Annotated in this window: 16 protein-coding genes; 7 read left to right on the top strand and 9 right to left on the bottom strand. The window is 48.1% G+C overall.

Annotated elements, in window-relative coordinates:
- The first annotated feature begins 23 nt into the window (after positions 1–23).
- From hflD to N2K86_RS08705, 4 genes are all read left to right on the top strand, one after another.
- Positions 24–653: a high frequency lysogenization protein HflD gene (hflD, locus tag N2K86_RS08720; RefSeq protein ID WP_010430005.1), complete on the top strand. Its 630-nt coding sequence runs from the start codon at positions 24–26 to the stop codon at positions 651–653.
- A gap of 19 nt (positions 654–672) precedes the next feature.
- Entirely contained in the window at positions 673–2,043 is a 1,371-nt protein-coding gene (gene purB, locus N2K86_RS08715) for an adenylosuccinate lyase (protein ID WP_260661177.1), read from the top strand.
- A 401-nt stretch (positions 2,044–2,444) separates the two neighbouring features.
- Entirely contained in the window at positions 2,445–2,990 is a 546-nt protein-coding gene (locus tag N2K86_RS08710; protein WP_260661176.1) for a TetR/AcrR family transcriptional regulator, read from the top strand.
- Between the two features lie 29 nt (positions 2,991–3,019).
- The gene (locus N2K86_RS08705) at positions 3,020–4,009 is read left to right on the top strand and encodes a hypothetical protein (protein ID WP_260661175.1); all 990 of its coding nucleotides are present in this window, start codon (positions 3,020–3,022) and stop codon (positions 4,007–4,009) included.
- A 318-nt stretch (positions 4,010–4,327) separates the two neighbouring features.
- On the opposite strand, the gene N2K86_RS08700 is transcribed toward N2K86_RS08705, so the two are convergent.
- Positions 4,328–6,091: a sensor domain-containing phosphodiesterase gene (locus N2K86_RS08700; RefSeq protein ID WP_260661174.1), complete on the bottom strand. Its 1,764-nt coding sequence runs from the start codon at positions 6,089–6,091 to the stop codon at positions 4,328–4,330.
- Between the two features lie 397 nt (positions 6,092–6,488).
- Positions 6,489–7,157, bottom strand: a complete 669-nt coding sequence (locus tag N2K86_RS08695) for an epoxyqueuosine reductase QueH (protein WP_260661173.1) — start codon at positions 7,155–7,157, stop codon at positions 6,489–6,491.
- Positions 7,158–7,418: 261 nt separating this feature from the next.
- On the opposite strand from N2K86_RS08695, the gene N2K86_RS08690 reads away from it, so the two are divergent.
- Both N2K86_RS08690 and N2K86_RS08685 read left to right on the top strand, forming a co-directional pair.
- A complete protein-coding gene (locus N2K86_RS08690; protein WP_260661172.1) occupies positions 7,419–7,856 on the top strand; it encodes a VOC family protein in 438 nt (145 codons plus the stop codon).
- Positions 7,857–8,049: 193 nt separating this feature from the next.
- The gene (locus N2K86_RS08685; RefSeq protein WP_260661171.1) at positions 8,050–8,490 is read left to right on the top strand and encodes a GNAT family N-acetyltransferase; all 441 of its coding nucleotides are present in this window, start codon (positions 8,050–8,052) and stop codon (positions 8,488–8,490) included.
- A 234-nt stretch (positions 8,491–8,724) separates the two neighbouring features.
- Here the strand turns inward: N2K86_RS08685 and N2K86_RS08680 are convergent, their stop codons facing one another.
- The 5 genes from N2K86_RS08680 to N2K86_RS08660 form a co-directional block, all read right to left on the bottom strand.
- Positions 8,725–9,729 carry a hypothetical protein gene (locus N2K86_RS08680; RefSeq protein WP_229233776.1) on the bottom strand — a complete coding sequence of 335 codons (1,005 nt, stop codon included), beginning with the start codon at positions 9,727–9,729 and terminating at the stop codon, positions 8,725–8,727.
- A 316-nt stretch (positions 9,730–10,045) separates the two neighbouring features.
- Positions 10,046–10,858, bottom strand: coding sequence for an abortive infection system antitoxin AbiGi family protein (locus N2K86_RS08675; RefSeq protein WP_115259908.1), 813 nt, complete (start codon positions 10,856–10,858; stop codon positions 10,046–10,048).
- A 174-nt stretch (positions 10,859–11,032) separates the two neighbouring features.
- Positions 11,033–12,301, bottom strand: coding sequence for a Y-family DNA polymerase (locus N2K86_RS08670; protein WP_260661170.1), 1,269 nt, complete (start codon positions 12,299–12,301; stop codon positions 11,033–11,035).
- 2 nt (positions 12,302–12,303) lie between these two features.
- Positions 12,304–12,723, bottom strand: a complete 420-nt coding sequence (locus N2K86_RS08665) for a translesion error-prone DNA polymerase V autoproteolytic subunit (protein ID WP_260661169.1) — start codon at positions 12,721–12,723, stop codon at positions 12,304–12,306.
- 171 nt (positions 12,724–12,894) lie between these two features.
- Positions 12,895–13,452, bottom strand: a complete 558-nt coding sequence (locus N2K86_RS08660; RefSeq protein WP_260661168.1) for a recombinase family protein — start codon at positions 13,450–13,452, stop codon at positions 12,895–12,897.
- A 190-nt stretch (positions 13,453–13,642) separates the two neighbouring features.
- Here N2K86_RS08660 and N2K86_RS08655 point away from each other — a divergent pair, with 190 nt between their 5' ends.
- Complete coding sequence (locus N2K86_RS08655) at positions 13,643–14,332, top strand: phage tail fiber protein (protein WP_260661167.1); 690 nt, start codon at positions 13,643–13,645, stop codon at positions 14,330–14,332.
- On the opposite strand, the gene N2K86_RS08650 is transcribed toward N2K86_RS08655, so the two are convergent.
- Both N2K86_RS08650 and N2K86_RS08645 read right to left on the bottom strand, forming a co-directional pair.
- Positions 14,329–15,159: a tail fiber domain-containing protein gene (locus N2K86_RS08650; RefSeq protein WP_260661166.1), complete on the bottom strand. Its 831-nt coding sequence runs from the start codon at positions 15,157–15,159 to the stop codon at positions 14,329–14,331. The two genes, N2K86_RS08655 and N2K86_RS08650, sit on opposite strands and share 4 nt — an antisense overlap.
- Before the next feature lie 18 nt (positions 15,160–15,177).
- Positions 15,178–16,437, bottom strand: coding sequence for a tail fiber domain-containing protein (locus N2K86_RS08645; protein WP_260661165.1), 1,260 nt, complete (start codon positions 16,435–16,437; stop codon positions 15,178–15,180).
- Positions 16,438–16,451 lie beyond the last annotated feature (14 nt).

Below are 16,451 nucleotides of genomic sequence, written 5' to 3'. Positions count from 1 at the left end.
ATTGCACACATAAAGGAGACCGTGTGGCGAAGAACTACTATGACATCACCCTGGCGCTGGCGGGAATTTGCCAGTCAGCCCGTCTGGTGCAACAGCTGGCGCATCAGGGTCATTGCGACGCTGACGCCCTGCACGTTTCGCTGAACAGCGTTATCGATCTTAACCCCGGCTCCACGCTGGGTGTTTTCGGCGGCAGTGAAGCCAATCTTCGTCTCGGTCTTGAAACCCTGCTCGGCGTGCTCAATGCCAGCAACCGCCAGGGTTTAAACGCAGAATTGACCCGTTACACCTTAAGCCTGATGGTACTGGAACGTAAGCTGAACGCCGCAAAAGGCGCAATGAATACGCTGGGCGATCGCATTGCCGGGCTGCAGCGTCAGCTCGATCATTTTGACCTGCAGTCGGAAACGCTGCTGAGCGCGATGGCGGGGATTTATGTCGACGTCATCAGCCCGCTAGGCCCGCGCATTCAGGTCACCGGCTCTCCTGCGGTACTGCAAAGCCCACAGGTTCAGGCGAAGGTTCGCGCCTCGCTGCTGGCGGGCATCCGCGCCGCCGTGCTGTGGCATCAGGTCGGCGGCGGCCGCCTGCAGTTAATGTTTTCTCGTAATCGCCTGACCACTCAGGCAAAACAAATTCTTGCTCATTGTTAACCTCCCGGAGTTGCGAATTATGGAATTATCCTCACTGACCGCCGTATCCCCTGTCGATGGACGCTACGGCGATAAAGTCAGCGCGCTGCGCGGGATCTTCAGCGAATATGGTTTGCTGAAGTTCCGTGTTCAGGTTGAAGTACGCTGGCTGCAGAAGCTGGCCGCCCAGGCAGCAATCAAGGAAGTTCCTGCTTTTGACGAAAAGGCAAACGATTACCTTGATAAAATCGTTGCTGACTTCAATGAAGAAGATGCTGCGCGCATTAAGACCATTGAACGCACCACCAACCACGATGTGAAGGCGGTTGAGTATTTCCTGAAAGAGAAAGTGGAAAGCGTTCCTGCCCTGCACGCCGTGTCTGAATTCATTCACTTTGCCTGTACCTCTGAAGACATCAACAACCTGTCGCACGCGCTGATGCTCTCCACCGCGCGCAAAGAGGTGGTGCTGCCATACTGGCGTAAAATCATCGACGCGGTGAAAGCGCTGTCTGTGGAATATCGCGACATTCCGCTGCTTTCCCGTACCCACGGCCAGCCAGCTACCCCCTCCACGATGGGGAAAGAGATGGCGAACGTGGCATACCGTATGGAGCGTCAGTATCGTCAACTGGAGCAGGTTGAAATCCTCGGCAAAATCAACGGTGCCGTTGGCAACTATAACGCCCACATCGCCGCCTACCCGGAAGTGGACTGGCATCAGTTCAGCGAAGAGTTCGTGACCTCTCTGGGCATTCAGTGGAACCCATACACCACCCAGATTGAGCCGCACGATTACATCGCGGAACTGTTTGACTGCATCGCCCGCTTCAACACCATCCTGATCGACTTCGATCGTGACGTGTGGGGCTACATCGCGCTGAACCACTTCAAACAGAAAACCATCGCCGGTGAAATCGGTTCGTCCACCATGCCGCACAAAGTGAACCCGATTGACTTCGAAAACTCCGAAGGCAACCTGGGCCTGGCGAACGCCATGCTGCAGCATATGGCGAGCAAACTACCGGTTTCCCGCTGGCAGCGTGACCTGACCGACTCCACCGTACTGCGTAACCTGGGCGTGGGCATTGGCTACGCGCTGATCGCGTATCAGTCCACCCTGAAAGGCGTGAGCAAACTGGAAGTGAACCGCGATCGTCTGCTGGACGAACTGGATCACAACTGGGAAGTGCTGGCGGAGCCAATTCAGACCGTGATGCGCCGTTACGGCATTGAAAAACCGTACGAGAAGCTGAAAGAGTTGACCCGCGGCAAACGCGTGGACGCTGAAGGTATGAAGCAGTTTATCGACGGTCTGGCACTGCCGGAAGACGAGAAAACGCGCCTCAAAGCGATGACCCCGGCGAACTATATTGGTCGCGCCGTCACTATGGTTGACGAGCTGAAGTAACCCCCCTCTCCCCCTTTTCGCCCGAAAAGGGGGATGCTTTTCCCCGGTTTAGTCAATGTTTATCACCACAACAACATAATCAGCGTTAGACTGCACAGCGAAAATCACAACGGCCTTAATAACAATTAGTTAGTTATATTTCATAGACTTAAAGAATTTCCCATTCGGACATTATCGGACAATAACGGCCGATTTAGTGCCCCAAAACACGCCCCCGGCGCAAATTTGCCCCCAAATTTGCCCCCAAATTTTCACCAGAAAAACGCCCCTTTCTCTTTCCGTATCCATTTTTACTACCACGGGAAATTTTTTATAAGGGGTACTACTGCCACGTCACAAATTATCTCTTCCTGCATCCGGGACAGATTGACATGAAACATACCGGACGGTATGTTTCATGAATGACTATCAACAATAAACGTAAAAAACAGCCCGAAATCGTAAGGGCAACCTTGCTCAGATGTGCGAAAACTCTGGCAGTCAGGAGCGGTCTGTCCGCTATCAGCGTACAGGCGTTATGCGATCAGGCTGGTGTAACAAAAGGAGCTTTTTTTCATCACTTTGAGAATAAGGACGCGCTGCTGAAGTGCGTCTTTGAACAGATGATCACAGATTATTCAGAAGAAATTGACCGGCTTATATCTGCCGACCCCTATGAGAAAGGTGCATTTACTCGAGCCTATCTGGAGCAGGGGTGCGCAACCCTGAAAAATGCCGGTCTTATGACGTTATGGAAATCAGCCATGGATGATGAATACATCTGTTTCCGCTGGCGTGACTGGTATCAGGGAATGCTTGAAAAACGCGGCGACCTCGAGGACAACCCACAACTTACCCTGGTAAGACTGGCCGCTGATGGTTTATGCCTTAGCCTCGGCATGCAGATAGCGCAGGGCGATCCGGAAAATCTCATCGTTACACTGCGCCAGATGGCGTCCTTACCCTAGAACCAACTTTATTCAATCAGGAGTAACATATGACCCATCCATTTCTTATTATCGGGGGATACGGCACAGTAGGTTCCCATCTTGTGTCTATACTGAACCAGTTTCTTCCGGAACTGCCTGTTGTAATCGCTGGACGAAATGCGCAAAAAGCCAGCGAGGCGGCATCCCGCTTCAGCAATGCGACCGGCATCGCCGTTGATACACAACGGGCTGACCTGGGGTTAGATCCACAGGCTCAGTTCAGCGGTATTGCCTTGCTAACCAATGACTTATCCACTCACCCTGCAGAATACGCTATTAGACAGGGCATACCGTACACTAGCATTGCCACTCAACTGAACCACATCGCACCAAAACTGGCATTGTACCTGAACCACCTTTCGACCTGTCGTGTTCTCATTCAGGATACCAGCTTTGCCGGTGCGCTAATTTCTGCAGGAATTTACTGCACTAAAGATTTCAGTTCAGTGAAACAAATCAGAGTAGGCGTGCTGATGGATGAAAATGACCTCGGTGGCCCTGCCAGCATGGCTGATTTTGATGATTTTTCCCAGAAAGAGGCGGGCCTGGTGCTGGAATGCTCGCAGTGGAAAGTACCCCGTAACGGCGATGAGCAACGGAAATATATTCTGAATGATGGTTCAAGTTTTATAGCTTCAAGCCTGCCAGGATTTGATGCCGCAGAATTGGCTCAGATGACGAAAGCACTTTCCGTCAGGGTCGATCTGGTTGTCGGTCAGTCTCCTGGAAGCCTGAAGGGAGATAATCCGTCGGTAGAAATCCTGTATGAGATTGACGGCACCCTTGTCAACGGCCAATATGAGAGCGTGTCATTTCAATTGACCCACCCGAAGGGCCAGTCTTATCTGACGGCCCTCGGAGTGGCCGCAGGTATTGAGTCAATGCTGATGAATGCAGGAGAGACAGGGCTTTATCTGACTTCGCAAAAGATCAATCCAGAACTGATGATTGAATGGCTTGAACGAACTGGGGCAAGACTACAGCCGGTGAAGATATGAGGGTTTGGCTTCTTATCGCTAAAATTCATGCTATCGGAAACTAAAGCTGCAGGTTCATTTCAATAACATCCCCTGTAAGTTTCAGCTCATTGCAGGGGTAATATCGCCTGGAACGTCCGCTTATGGCACGAAGCGGAATAGTTAACTGGCCTGGAGGTCCGCTTAGAGCGTGAAGCGGAAGTGAGAATTTGTCATGATTACCTGAATGCAGGACTAACATCGACCTCCGATAATCAATGGAGAGTAGGTCAGGGTGACCAGTTCCCTTCTTATTTATATATTACGGGCAGGCGAGCATACGTATTTACTTAATCTCGTTCACTTTAGGGCTTCGTCTCTGCCGTGATACCAAGTTTCAAAAGCATCGGGGGTCATCGGTTTGGCAAAAAAATAGCCCTGAACTTCATCGCAGCCCAGCCTTCTTAAAATATCAACGGTCCTGGCATCCTCGACTCCTTCGGCCAGAACGATATAGTCGAGTTGCTTGAGGAGTGTGATAACGTTGCGAACAATGATGCGGCTGGCCTTGTCGCGAGCAACCTTACTTACAATAGAGCGGTCAAGCTTGATGATGTCCATCGGGATTTGTCGCAGGTAATTAATGTTGCTGTATCCGGAACCAAAATCATCCAGAGATATTTTAAATCCGCGTAGTTTGAGCATGTCCAGGCCGATAAGTGCAGCGGGGCTTTCCAGCATCTTCTCGGTTTCCAGACACTCCACCCCCAGCAGGGCGGGATCCAGACGCGCATCCAGCATTTTCTGTTCCAGCTCATCGCAGAAATCTGGTCTTGAAAAATCACTGGCAGCCAAATTAATCGACACGGGTAAAGAAAGTCCACGGCTTTGCCAGGCACTCAGTTGCACAATAGTGTGATCGATAACCCACGCTGTGAGTTCACGCATCAGGCTGGTCTTTTCGACCAGAGGAATAAACACACCCGGCAACACTTCGCCGTTTTTAGGATGTTGCCATCTAAGCAAAGCTTCGGCTCCCGTCACACGTCCTGTCACCAGTGAGATTTTCGGCTGATAAACCAGATATAAGCCCTGGTTTTCTTGTAGCGCTTGTCTAACTTCAGTAAGAAGGCTGAAATCAGTCTTCTTACTGCTATCCAGGGCGTCATCATAGACTGTAAACCGGCGCCCCTGACTTATCCCTTCATGCAATGCACTCACTGCACGGCGCAGAATTTCATTCGATGTCAGAGATTTATCGCAAAGCCCGGAGTCACCCATGTGAATATCCAGATCAAGGGGAACTTCAGGGGTGATCCTGGCCTGGATCCCCTGAAGGCTTTGAGAGATATCTTCTAATGTCCGAGTTTTTTCCTTATGGGTAAAAAAGGCAAATCGTCCAACTGCCACGGCGTAGAGCGGCCCTTCTAAAGGTAGGCGGGTCTGCAGTTCTGCGACCATACTACGAAGTAGATTTTCAACGGCAATCATACCGAGTGAGCGAGCCATTTCGTAGGCTAACGGCATATCAATACAATCAATAATGACGAGCCTGAATGCGCCTTCAGTTGAAACCTCTATATCCTTCAGTAGTCGCTGCCGGTTTGGTAATAGCGTGACTATATCGAGGTAGCCGACGGAGTGCCACGAGGCCAGAAAATCCGATATAAGTCCTGCCATCTTTTCAAAAAGATCGAGCTGCTCGTCTGAAAGTTCCCTGGGCTGAGTATCGAGGATACACAAGGTACCTACGGATACTCCATCCTGGGTTTTAAGTGGGCACCCTGCATAAAAGCGAATGAATGGAGCTTCTTTTACCGCGTGATAGTCACGAAAGGTAGGGTGCTGATGAGTGTCACGACAAATGAATGTCTTACTCTGTTCCTGGGTCTGTACGCAAAATGCCTCGCTCAGGCTGGTTTCCGTGACGGCAACATTTTGGGCGGATTTGATGTATTGCTTTTCTTCATCGAGAACAGAAACAAAGCCCATCGGCATGTTCAGCAAGTGGCATATTAGATGAGTATATTTTTTTAACGCATCATCCCGGCCCTTGTCAGGATTTTTCAACAAGTCGATTGCCGCAAGTCTTTTACTTTCATCTCTGCTGAGATCGGTAAACATGGCAAGACATCCTCCGGTGCAGTAGGCTTCTGGTTATTCCACACTCACAGGTAGCATGTATCATTCTTCCGATGGCATGAGGTAATACATACGCTGTGGCCTGCCTAAGCTCTCACATTAAAATGTTTCCAATTGATTGTCTCCCAGAAATGTCGCCCCCGGGCTGCCAGATAATCCATTTGCTGGTTGTGTTTGTGTCAGTAATGTCCGCTCCTGGCACGAAGCGGACGAGCCAACTGAGCTGATGGGCCACTGAAAGCGATCGGCAGACATTTCAGTGCAAGATCGACTTTCAGCTATATCATGACTCAAAACTACTGCTCCTTGCCGGTTGGCGCATGCATTGTTAAAGGAAAGCAATGGAAGGTTGTCACGCTGCAGAGGGCGTAACATGAAATCATGCCTGCTCGTCTTCTTTACCGTAGTAGAGCTTACCGAGCTGAATGAGAGGACGGCCCTGGGATTTGCGGTGCAGGTTGCTGTCACGCAGTGAATAAACGCATCCGCAGTATTCCTGCTGGTAGAACTGCTCGCGCTTGCTGATTTCAATCATGCGCGACGAACCGCCCTGTTTCCGCCAGTTATAGTCCCAGTAAATCATACCCGGATAGTGCGCGGCGGCTCGCTGTCCACAGTCGTTGATTTGCTGCATATTTTTCCAGCGAGAGATGCCCAGTGAGCTGCTGATCACGTTGAAGCCATTTTCAGCAGCATAAAGCGCCGTCCGCTCAAAGCGCATGTCAAAACACATGGTGCAGCGAATGCCGCGTTCGGGCTCCCATTCCATGCCTTTGGCGCGCTCAAACCAGTTATCCGTGTCGTAATCCGCATCGATAAACGGTACGCCGTGCTGTTCGGCAAAGCGAATGTTCTCATCCTTACGAATCAGATACTCTTTCTGCGGATGAATGTTCGGGTTGTAGAAGAAGATGGTGTAGTCGATTCCTGAGGCCTGGATCGCCTCCATTACCTCACCAGAACACGGAGCGCAGCACGAGTGCAGCAGGAGTTTATCTGCCCCGTTTGGGAGTTCTAGTTTAGGGCGTTTGAAATCAGCGGTAGTCATAAATTTATTTGATGAGGTTATAAGGACTGAAAACAGTGTAGCATCAGAGCTGTGCCATCGGGAATGGCGGCCAGTCTCATACATATCCCGCAATGTCTGTTATTGGCACGAAGCGGACTAGTTAACTGGCCTGGGGATCCGCTTAGAGCGAAAAGTGGACATTAAAAATCTGGTAGATGAGGGACAGTTTAATATCTTGACCTGAAGTGTACTTAAGGTTTTAGAGTAAAGCTATTGGCTCCGGATAGGTAAATCATAAATATGAAAGAGATAGATGTTGGTTTTACGCACGTCGCTTTTGTCGTAAGAGAATTAGATAAAAGTATTGCGTTTTATGAGCGCTATGCTGGTATGTCTGTTGTCCACCGGCGCGAACCTGATGTTCCGGATGCACGTAAAGTGGCATGGCTAAGTGATCACACTCGCCCATTTGCGCTGGTTTTAGTTCAGGCGGACAAAGTGACGGACACCCCGTTGGGTCATTTCGGCCATCTGGGCGTTGCCTGTGCCGACCGCGAAGAAATTGACAGGAAAACAGATATGGCTCGAGCTGAGGGCGTGTTACGGAAAGAGCCTGTAGATGTCGGAGAACCTGTGGGATATTACGTTTTCTTCGCTGACCCTGATGGTAATACTCTGGAGCTTTCTTATGGACAACAAGTTGGGCTCGAAGCAATCCGAGGTCTTACTTCTGACTAATCAGTCTGTTAAAAATTTACTAATCCTCTGAAGTGCTTGTTCCGGTAGTGAGTAAACTAAATGGAATAATGAATAATGCCCGATATGAGCGAGGAGCATAAATTTTCGGCAATATCGCAAAAGATTCCAGATCCATAGAAAAACCTCTCATTAACCATCAAAATTACACTTTCTCATGCATGGAGTGTTAAAAATGAACATCAGTACAAGATTAGCTCTATCTTCTGATATAAAGGGTATTTTTGACGTCAGGACTTCGGTTAAAGAAAATCATCTCAGTCGAGAAGAAATGGAGCAGATGGGAATTACCGAGAAAATTGTCATCGAGATGATTGAAAAAAGTCGTTGCGCGTGGGTTGCTGAAGATGACGGAAAAGTAATTGGTTTTTCAATGATTCTGCCTTATGAAGCGTGCCTTTTTGCGGCATTTGTTCTTCCTGAATATGAAGGCGGGGGTGTAGGTCGCAGCCTTGTTGGACTCGCAGAGCAGGAATTATTCAAACATCACGATGCAGCCTGGCTTGAAACCGACAAAAACAGTCGTGCGGCAGAATTTTACAGGCGGCTGGGCTGGATTGAGAAAGAAAATGTAAACGAATCCGATATTAGATTAGAGAAACTTCGCTGCGTTTAAGCAAAATCCCCTTTCGTACACTTCCGCTCCTGGCATTCAGTGGACGAGATAACTGGGGCGAAGGTCCGCTGTGAGCGAGGAGCAGACCTTCACGCTTTTCGCTGTTGAGTGACATGAATTATCAAAGAGCATTATAAAACTTCACTTTTTCTAATTTCAATGCTTTATCAAAGTCAGCGACATTCAGGCTTATCAATTCAATATTAATATACCATCAGCATTATATAAGAGGTATTATGCTAACCATTTTGGATGCTCTTTATAAACATCATTAAACCACTCGGTCATTTCAGGTGAGTTCGTATCCTTTATCCAAGTTAACTCAAAGTCATCTCCCATAGATGCAAATATTGATTTCAATTGAGTTATGATTAAACCATAGTAAAATCCAAAAGTTTTTTCTTCATCCTCATTGACTAATGATTCAATATGACAACTGAGAATGAATCGAACTCGTGCCGCCGTTGAGGGATGTGTCGATTGAAAATGTTCATGAGGTGATAAGCCATCAGAAAGTTTGAAGTAGCACAGTATTAATAGCAATGAAAATGCAATTCCGCCTTCCTTGCTGCTATAAAAATCAAGCAAGTTATCAAGATAAGATACCTTCTGATCAAATGCAGACTGTACATGTTTTTTAACAATATTAAGAGCAAAACCATCTGCAACTAATTCTCTAGCGTGGCTTGATATTAGCTCTGCGCTATTGATTTTTTTATGTCCTAAAACATCATCAAAGATAGTGTCAATAGATTGCTTTTTTGCTCGGTCGCCATGTTTATTAATGAAATGGCCTACTTCGTGACTAACTATAAACAGCATTAGACAATCAAGAATAAACATAAATAAGTGTGATTCGGACTCACTTTCCTCTCTTATCTCATTGTTAAACCCAACAAATGGATTAGTAACGAGATGCAAGTCATAAAAGTTTAAATTAGTACTTTTCCCGGTTATCATCCCTGACCGAAAAATTAAGTCAGATAACTTACATAGTCTATCAAATGTGCCATAAGACATAAATATCAATTTTTCATCATAAATAATGCCGCATTGAAAATGTGAGTTGGTTGTAATGCAAAAATCCAGATCTAATTTTTGAACAGAGTCCATGTATTTACTAAAAAACGGCAGTACGAGACCATTATCTCTATCATTTATAAAATCATAGATAAGCCCCAATTGATTCTTTGAAAGAATTTCATTGATTTCATTAAGTTTTATTTCAAATCTATCCATAATTAGAACCTCTTAATTAAAATTTTAAATAATCCGCTTAAGTAGCTATGGGGATATAATTCTAATACCCAATCCACTCATTCAATGGAAAGAATAGCATTACTTTAACCGCACTTTTGGACTTGACTTACTTCCCTTAAAGCTTCTGGGCACTATGTTAGTAATGTCCGCTCTTCGCAGGCAGCGGACATTGCTAATAGCGGTCTATGTGAAACACGGGGAGTAGGTTAGTTTTAGCGTTAAACACAATAAGAGCACGATGAAGTATCAAAAAGGAAGCATTGCATAGATAATTTAGGCAAAAACCGAGCTTAAATTACATATCATTCGCTATCAATTCGGTTGAGAGAACCCTTGGAATCAAGCTACTTTTTGAACCATACTTTATATGCAGAAAGTCCATCATCTTTTCAACATCACTTTCATGCTCTACAATGACATATTTAATATCCTTATGTGAAAAGGGCAACCTGTCATCATCATAATATTCGTTATATTTTCTCTTGCCATCTTGAGTTGATATGTTTTTCGAAGCGGCGATCACTGGTTTTCCAATTGATTTTTCTATATCTGGAACAAATCGCCACTCCCTCTCATCTGCAAAAATATAGTTAGGTTTCTCCTGACCATTGCGTCGTTTCAAAGTTGCCTGGTAATTTTTCATATATCGCAAAGGATCTACAATTTTCTTGTAACTAAGAATCGCCGACTCATATTTCCGCTTTGCATTAGTTAATTGAGATTTTGTTCCTGAAGATTTTATTTCGTCCAAATGCTTTAATAACTTATTAACTTCTGCTTTTAAACGCCTAATCTCTAGATTATAATTATCAAAAACAGAAGAGTGCTTGGACATGTAAATTACTGGATTAAGTCCATTTTCGTTTGCCCAATCTTTTGATAATCCGATGCCATAATGGCCATAACTTTCAGTATGCTGGGTAAGCTGTGTTAGCCTGATATCACAAAATGAAACCATCGGTATACCGAAATTCCTATTCGTGCTCTGGCCTTGTATAAATTCTCTAGCGAAAGAAATCCGAAAATCACTTGAGTCAAGTATCTCAAATAAGGTATCTAACTTTTCAGTAAAATGAAATAAGGTGGTTGGGTATAAGCTACGCGACATAATGATCATCCATAATATGATGTATAAACTAAGTACCATAAATTAAGGTTATCAGTACTTTCCATACATCAGCAAGCGGATTTTGCGATAGTGACCTGCCCCTCATTAATCAACACTAAGAGCTGTTAGCCACTTCCGCTCCTGGCACAAAGCGGACCAAGACATCAGGAAAATTTATCGGACTCTAAGCAAATCTGAGTATCTCGTCGTATAACGCGGCGAAAGCATTTCTCGCTTCATCTGCCACTGCTGCTGAATGCCCTGCCCGGCGAAGTAGAGCGTGCCTTTTCCGTCTTTCGCGTTTAAGTGATCAAGCACCTCCATCAACTTATCGCTTCCGGCCCGCGGCGCGTTTTCGTCGAACAAGTTTAGCTGGGCCACGCCCTGGCTGAAGAAGTCACCGAGCATGATCCCTGCTTTCTGGTACCGGTGACCATCCTTCCAAATTTTACCCAGGCAGTTTACTGCGGCATTAATGATGTCGCGGGAATCCTGTGTAGGGGTAAGAAGCTTCATTGACGCACTATTTCCGTAATAGGGCTCGCTAAGCGCAAAGGGAGAGGTCTTAACGAACGCCGAGATAAAACGGCAATACTGATGCTCGCCGCGTAGCTTTTCAGCACCACGAGCCGCATAACTGCAGATAGCCTGGCGCATCTGTTCATACTCAGTAACGCGTTCGCCGAATGACCGACTGCAGACGATTTCCTGCTTAGCTGGTGCAAACTCTTCCAGATCAAGACAAGGCTCGCCGCGCAGCTCCCGGACCGTTCGCTCAAGTACCACGTTAAAGTGTTTACGGATAATCCATGTGCTTTGTTCTGAGAGGTCCAGAGCTGTTTTGATGCCCATGGCGTTCAGCTTCTTACTGATACGCCTGCCGACGCCCCATACGTCCTCAACGGGTACCAGGGCAAGGAGTCGGCGCTGGCGATCGATATTGGACAAATCAACCACCCCGCCAGTCTGGCGCTGCCATTTCTTAGCGGCGTGGTTTGCCAGCTTTGCCAGTGTTTTGGTCTGAGCAATGCCAACCCCGACAGTCAGGTGCGTACGCTTAAGAACTGTTGCGCGGATCTCTTTGCCGAAGTCAGTCAGGTCCCGGCAGTTCCTTACGCCCGTCAGGTCACAAAATGCTTCATCGATACTGTAAATTTCAACGCGGGGGCTCATCTCCTCAAGCGTCGTCATTACCCGGTTAGACATATCAGCATAGAGCTCATAGTTGCTGCTGAAGCAAACAACGCCAGCGCGCCGGAAAAGCTCCTTTTGCTTGAAGAATGGCTCCCCCATGGTTATTCCGGCTGCTTTTGCTTCTGCGCTGCGTGCGATTACACAGCCATCATTATTTGAGAGAACGACAACCGGCCGCCCCCTCAAATCGGGCCGAAACACTGTCTCGCACGATGCGTAGAACGAATTCACATCACAGAGAGCAAACATGTTCAGCTCGCAGATTTAACGATGAAAGTAACAACGCCGAAAACATCCAGCGTGTCTTCGCTGCCAACAACAATCGGACTGTAGGCGCTGTTCATAGGATTAAGCTGCACGGTCGGGCGCAACTGCAGGCGTTTAACAGTGAACTCCCCTTCCACCGCGGCGATGACAATGTCACCGTGATCAGCAGTGCGCGAGCTGTCGATCACAAGCAGATCACCGTCGCTGATACCGGCTTCGATCATAGAATCACCCGCGGCTTTGACGAAATATGTCGAACTCGGGTGAGCAACAAGTAACTCATTGAGATCGATGCGCTGTTCAACGTAATCAGCCGCGGGGCTTGGGAAACCACACTGTACTAAGTCACTGAAAAGCGGGAGAGCAATGATTTCTCGCAGTTCCGCAGGCCTGATAAATTCCATAACGCACACCTCAACACTGTTTTTATATACAGTAGTTTCATTTGGGTATGCACACAAGACAGAAGGTCGGCCATGACTGACTAAAGCTTCGCCGTTTCGTTTCTAAGTTTATATGTCGCTTCGAATTATGAGTTTTGTAAATTTTATGGCCGCAATTCTATGTGAGCAAAATTAAGCCGACTTTGAGGCGGGAAATTTTTTATAAAGCGTGCATACGGCAACGTCATAAATTATCGCTACCTGCTTCCTGTCCAGGCCGTTCGCAATCAGTCGGCCCGCCTGGTCCCATTGTTCCTGGGTAAGTTTCGGACGCCTGCCACCGATTCGCCCCTTCTCACGAGCTGCAGCCAGACCTGCCCGGGTGCGCTCTACAATCAACTCCCTCTCCATTTCCGCCAGGGCTGACATGATATGAAAGATAAAGCGCCCCATCGGGCTTGATGTATCGATACTGTCTGTGAGGCTCTTAAAGTGGATACCGCGCTGCCGGAGTTCGTCCACCAGCAGCACCAGATTTCGCATGCTGCGCCCAAGGCGATCCAGCTTCCAGACCACCAGCGAATCCCCCTCATTCAATGTCCTAAGAAGCTTTTTGAGCGCTGGCCGGTTCGCCACTGTTCCGCTCATTTTTTCTTCGAAAATCTGTTCACATCCTGCGCGTTCGAGCGCTTGCCGCTGAAGATCCGTATTTTGGTCATTTGTTGACACCCTTACATAGCCAATTTGCATATTTTCCACCCAGTTATTTCAGCAAAAAAATCAGGTGAAGTTATCGGCCAGGCTGCTTGAGAGCAATCTATAAAACGTCGGTTTAGGAAGTAGCGCGACAAAGGACGTCGGAACCGCCGCAAATAACGTGATGCAGGTAGGCGCATTCGGTATTGGGTCTATCCACGGCGACGGAGCACTACTGGACGCTATGGATGCATTCACACCTACCTGTTTCACCTCTCACTCCAATGATGGTCTTACCCAGCTTGGGTTAACTGCAAATACGGGTATTACGTCAATAGTCGTCAACCGGGGAAGCCGACCGACACGCATTCATCAGGCTTACATTCTGAGGAGAACGTGGTTTTCGTATTACGGTGGCTCGTCTTGGTCATACCAGGAGGCTTACACCACGGGCAATACCACAAAGGCCAGCGATGGCACCCTAAAGGCTGCGTCTCCGGTTGCCCGTATCGTAGCGAGCCAGGAAGCCTGCCAGCGTGCCGATATAGCGGAGGATGGCTTCTCCTGGTGCGGCTGTGGGACGGCGAACGCTGAGGCGGAGGGAATAACCATTTCTCGCCTCGAGGTGGGCGTTTACGTGCTGGCTGGTTCGGTAGGCCTGGCGTCTGAGGGATGGCAGCTACTGCCACCGATGGACCCCGGCGGCATGGGAGAACTTGGCGTGGTTGAGGCTGAGCAGACGGAAAGCGGAGGCCTGACAATCCGTCTTTTCAAGCGAAAATACATCCTGAGCGATGAAGGTGAGATCATCAAAACTAAAGGTGAACCGATGGACGTGCCGGTGAACAGCTGGATCGATGTTCGCCTGAATATGCCCACTGATTCAGTTTTCAATCATGAACAACAGCGACTGCAAGGTGATAACGAAGGTTAGGCAACTACCGGGCCGCGTAGTTCGGCCAGTTCTTTTTCGATGGTCTTTAACCGTTCGGCCAGCTCTTTGATTGCCTCAACATACAGCGCGCTCATCGCGCTGTAGTCCACTGTTTTAAGATCGCTAATTTCGTCTCCACCGGGCGTTGTGCCGGTGCCACCTGAGCTGACAGCAACGGGCAATACCTGCTCCAGTTCCTGGGCGATAATGCCTGCGCTTCGAACGGATTCCGATTCAGTCAGTTGAATACCGAATGTATAACCCGTAAGAGAGCAGACCTTCTCAAGAGCATTACTGACGGGTTCTTTGTCGAATTTAACTCGTTCATCCGAAGTCTGATTCATCGTGACGCAGGTGAACTTACCATCAGCCCCAAATGCAAAAGAGTATCCGTTGGAGCCGCCGTTATCATTATTGTCAGGGCGGATCTGAATAATTCCTGTTTGCCCGGAATAAATTACCCCCCTGGATGCCCCACCTGTGCCATAGAACCACACGTGGGCATTCTGATTGTCAGCTGGGGCCAAAACAGCAATTTTAGTTTTGCATTCCATATCAGCACTGGTCGCGATTTTTGCGGATGCGCTGATGCTGTTCTGGCAGGTAACTGGATTACGGAATTCAAAGCTATCACCGATAAAAACGTATTTCCCTGCGTAAAATGTGAAGTCTCCTTTCCCCATGGCGCCATTAGAATTTCCACCGCACAGGATGCGCGCGTCATAGTCGTTGGTGCCAAGAAAATGAAAATCGACAAAGCTTGCAGAAGAGGCTTTTTTCGCTCCAATTTCGAGGCTTCCGAAGTTGGCTGTGACGCTATCTCCCAAACCGACCTTTTAAATTTTTCACGCGCCGTTCTGCTCGGTCAGCTCCCCCTCTGCATTTGTCCCTTTGTTATTGTTTAAATTCTCTCCGTTGGTAATCTCGTCGATTTGCAGTTTCAACCCTTTTAAAGCAGCAATCAGATAGCCGATCAGCCCCATATAATCGGCAACAAGATAATCAGTAGCTTCATCATGAATTACCAGGTCGGGAATCACTAAATCGAGATCTTGCGCAAGCGCGCCAGCGGTTAATCTCTTTGAATCTGCATTCTTATAGCGGAACGTGTAACCATCAAGCGCGGCTATCTTTTCCAGAGCCTCCGCAGGTTCGATGATGTTCACTTCCTCTTTTGCGTTCCAGTCTGACGTAAGAGTAACGCCGTTGGCCTGAACCGCCCCTTTCGCGTTAATTGTTCCATTTCGTGTATTGATGTACACGGCGGGCTTGCCTTCCTGAACACCATTAGTTGGTGATGTGTACGCGGTGCAGAAACCAATCCCGTACCATGAATAAAGGTTGATGTTAGATGCATTGTCAAAGTTGGCTGTGTCTGCGCCTGCATAAATACCACGTATACCGGGGCCAGAAGGTGCGGTCGCTGATGCAGTGTTTGGGATAGTAATTGAGCCAGCGGCGAGAGCAACAGGGCAGTTAAAAAGAGCGCGCTGCGCAGCAGAGTTAAAAACATGTTCTCCGCCTGCCGCTGCGTTGTAACGCACACTCCCTGTGGTTGACTGTACATTCAAATCCCCGGTCGTTGCGGTAACACCTGCAAGCATCACTGTATCCGATATTCCTAAACCGAGGTTTGTGCGAGCGTCTTCTTCGTTCGTTGCACCGGTCCCGCCCTGTGCAATCGGAATGGCTCCGTTACTCCCTTTCTGCGCCAGTTTACCGATGCCAGGGATCGTTACAGGGATGCCGTTGATGGTAACGGTGATGCTCTGGTTTGCTGAAGTGGTGGCGAACGTTTCCCACGCGCCAATATTCTCGTCGTAATCGTTGATGAGTTGAGACATCGCCTGAGCGAGTCCATCGACCGAGATATTGTCCGACACAAGAATTCCATACTTCTGGCCGCTCAACGCCGGGGAAGCGGCAGGCGTTACCGTCATTGACGTGGCGCTGTTCACGGATGAAATCTGGAACAGCTGCACCGGGTTAGACATCACGATAATAGTCTGGCCAGCGCGAACCTGACTGGCGGGTGCCGTCCAGTTTGTGCCGGTGCCAGTGGCGGTATTTCCGTTAACGGCGATGGTGCCAGTGTTATAAATCATATTTTCTCCAGGCA

The sequence above is a fragment of the Enterobacter mori genome (assembly GCF_025244905.1).
In the GTDB taxonomy this organism is placed as follows: domain Bacteria; phylum Pseudomonadota; class Gammaproteobacteria; order Enterobacterales; family Enterobacteriaceae; genus Enterobacter; species Enterobacter mori_A.
This window is presented reverse-complemented; position numbering and strand designations above follow the sequence as displayed.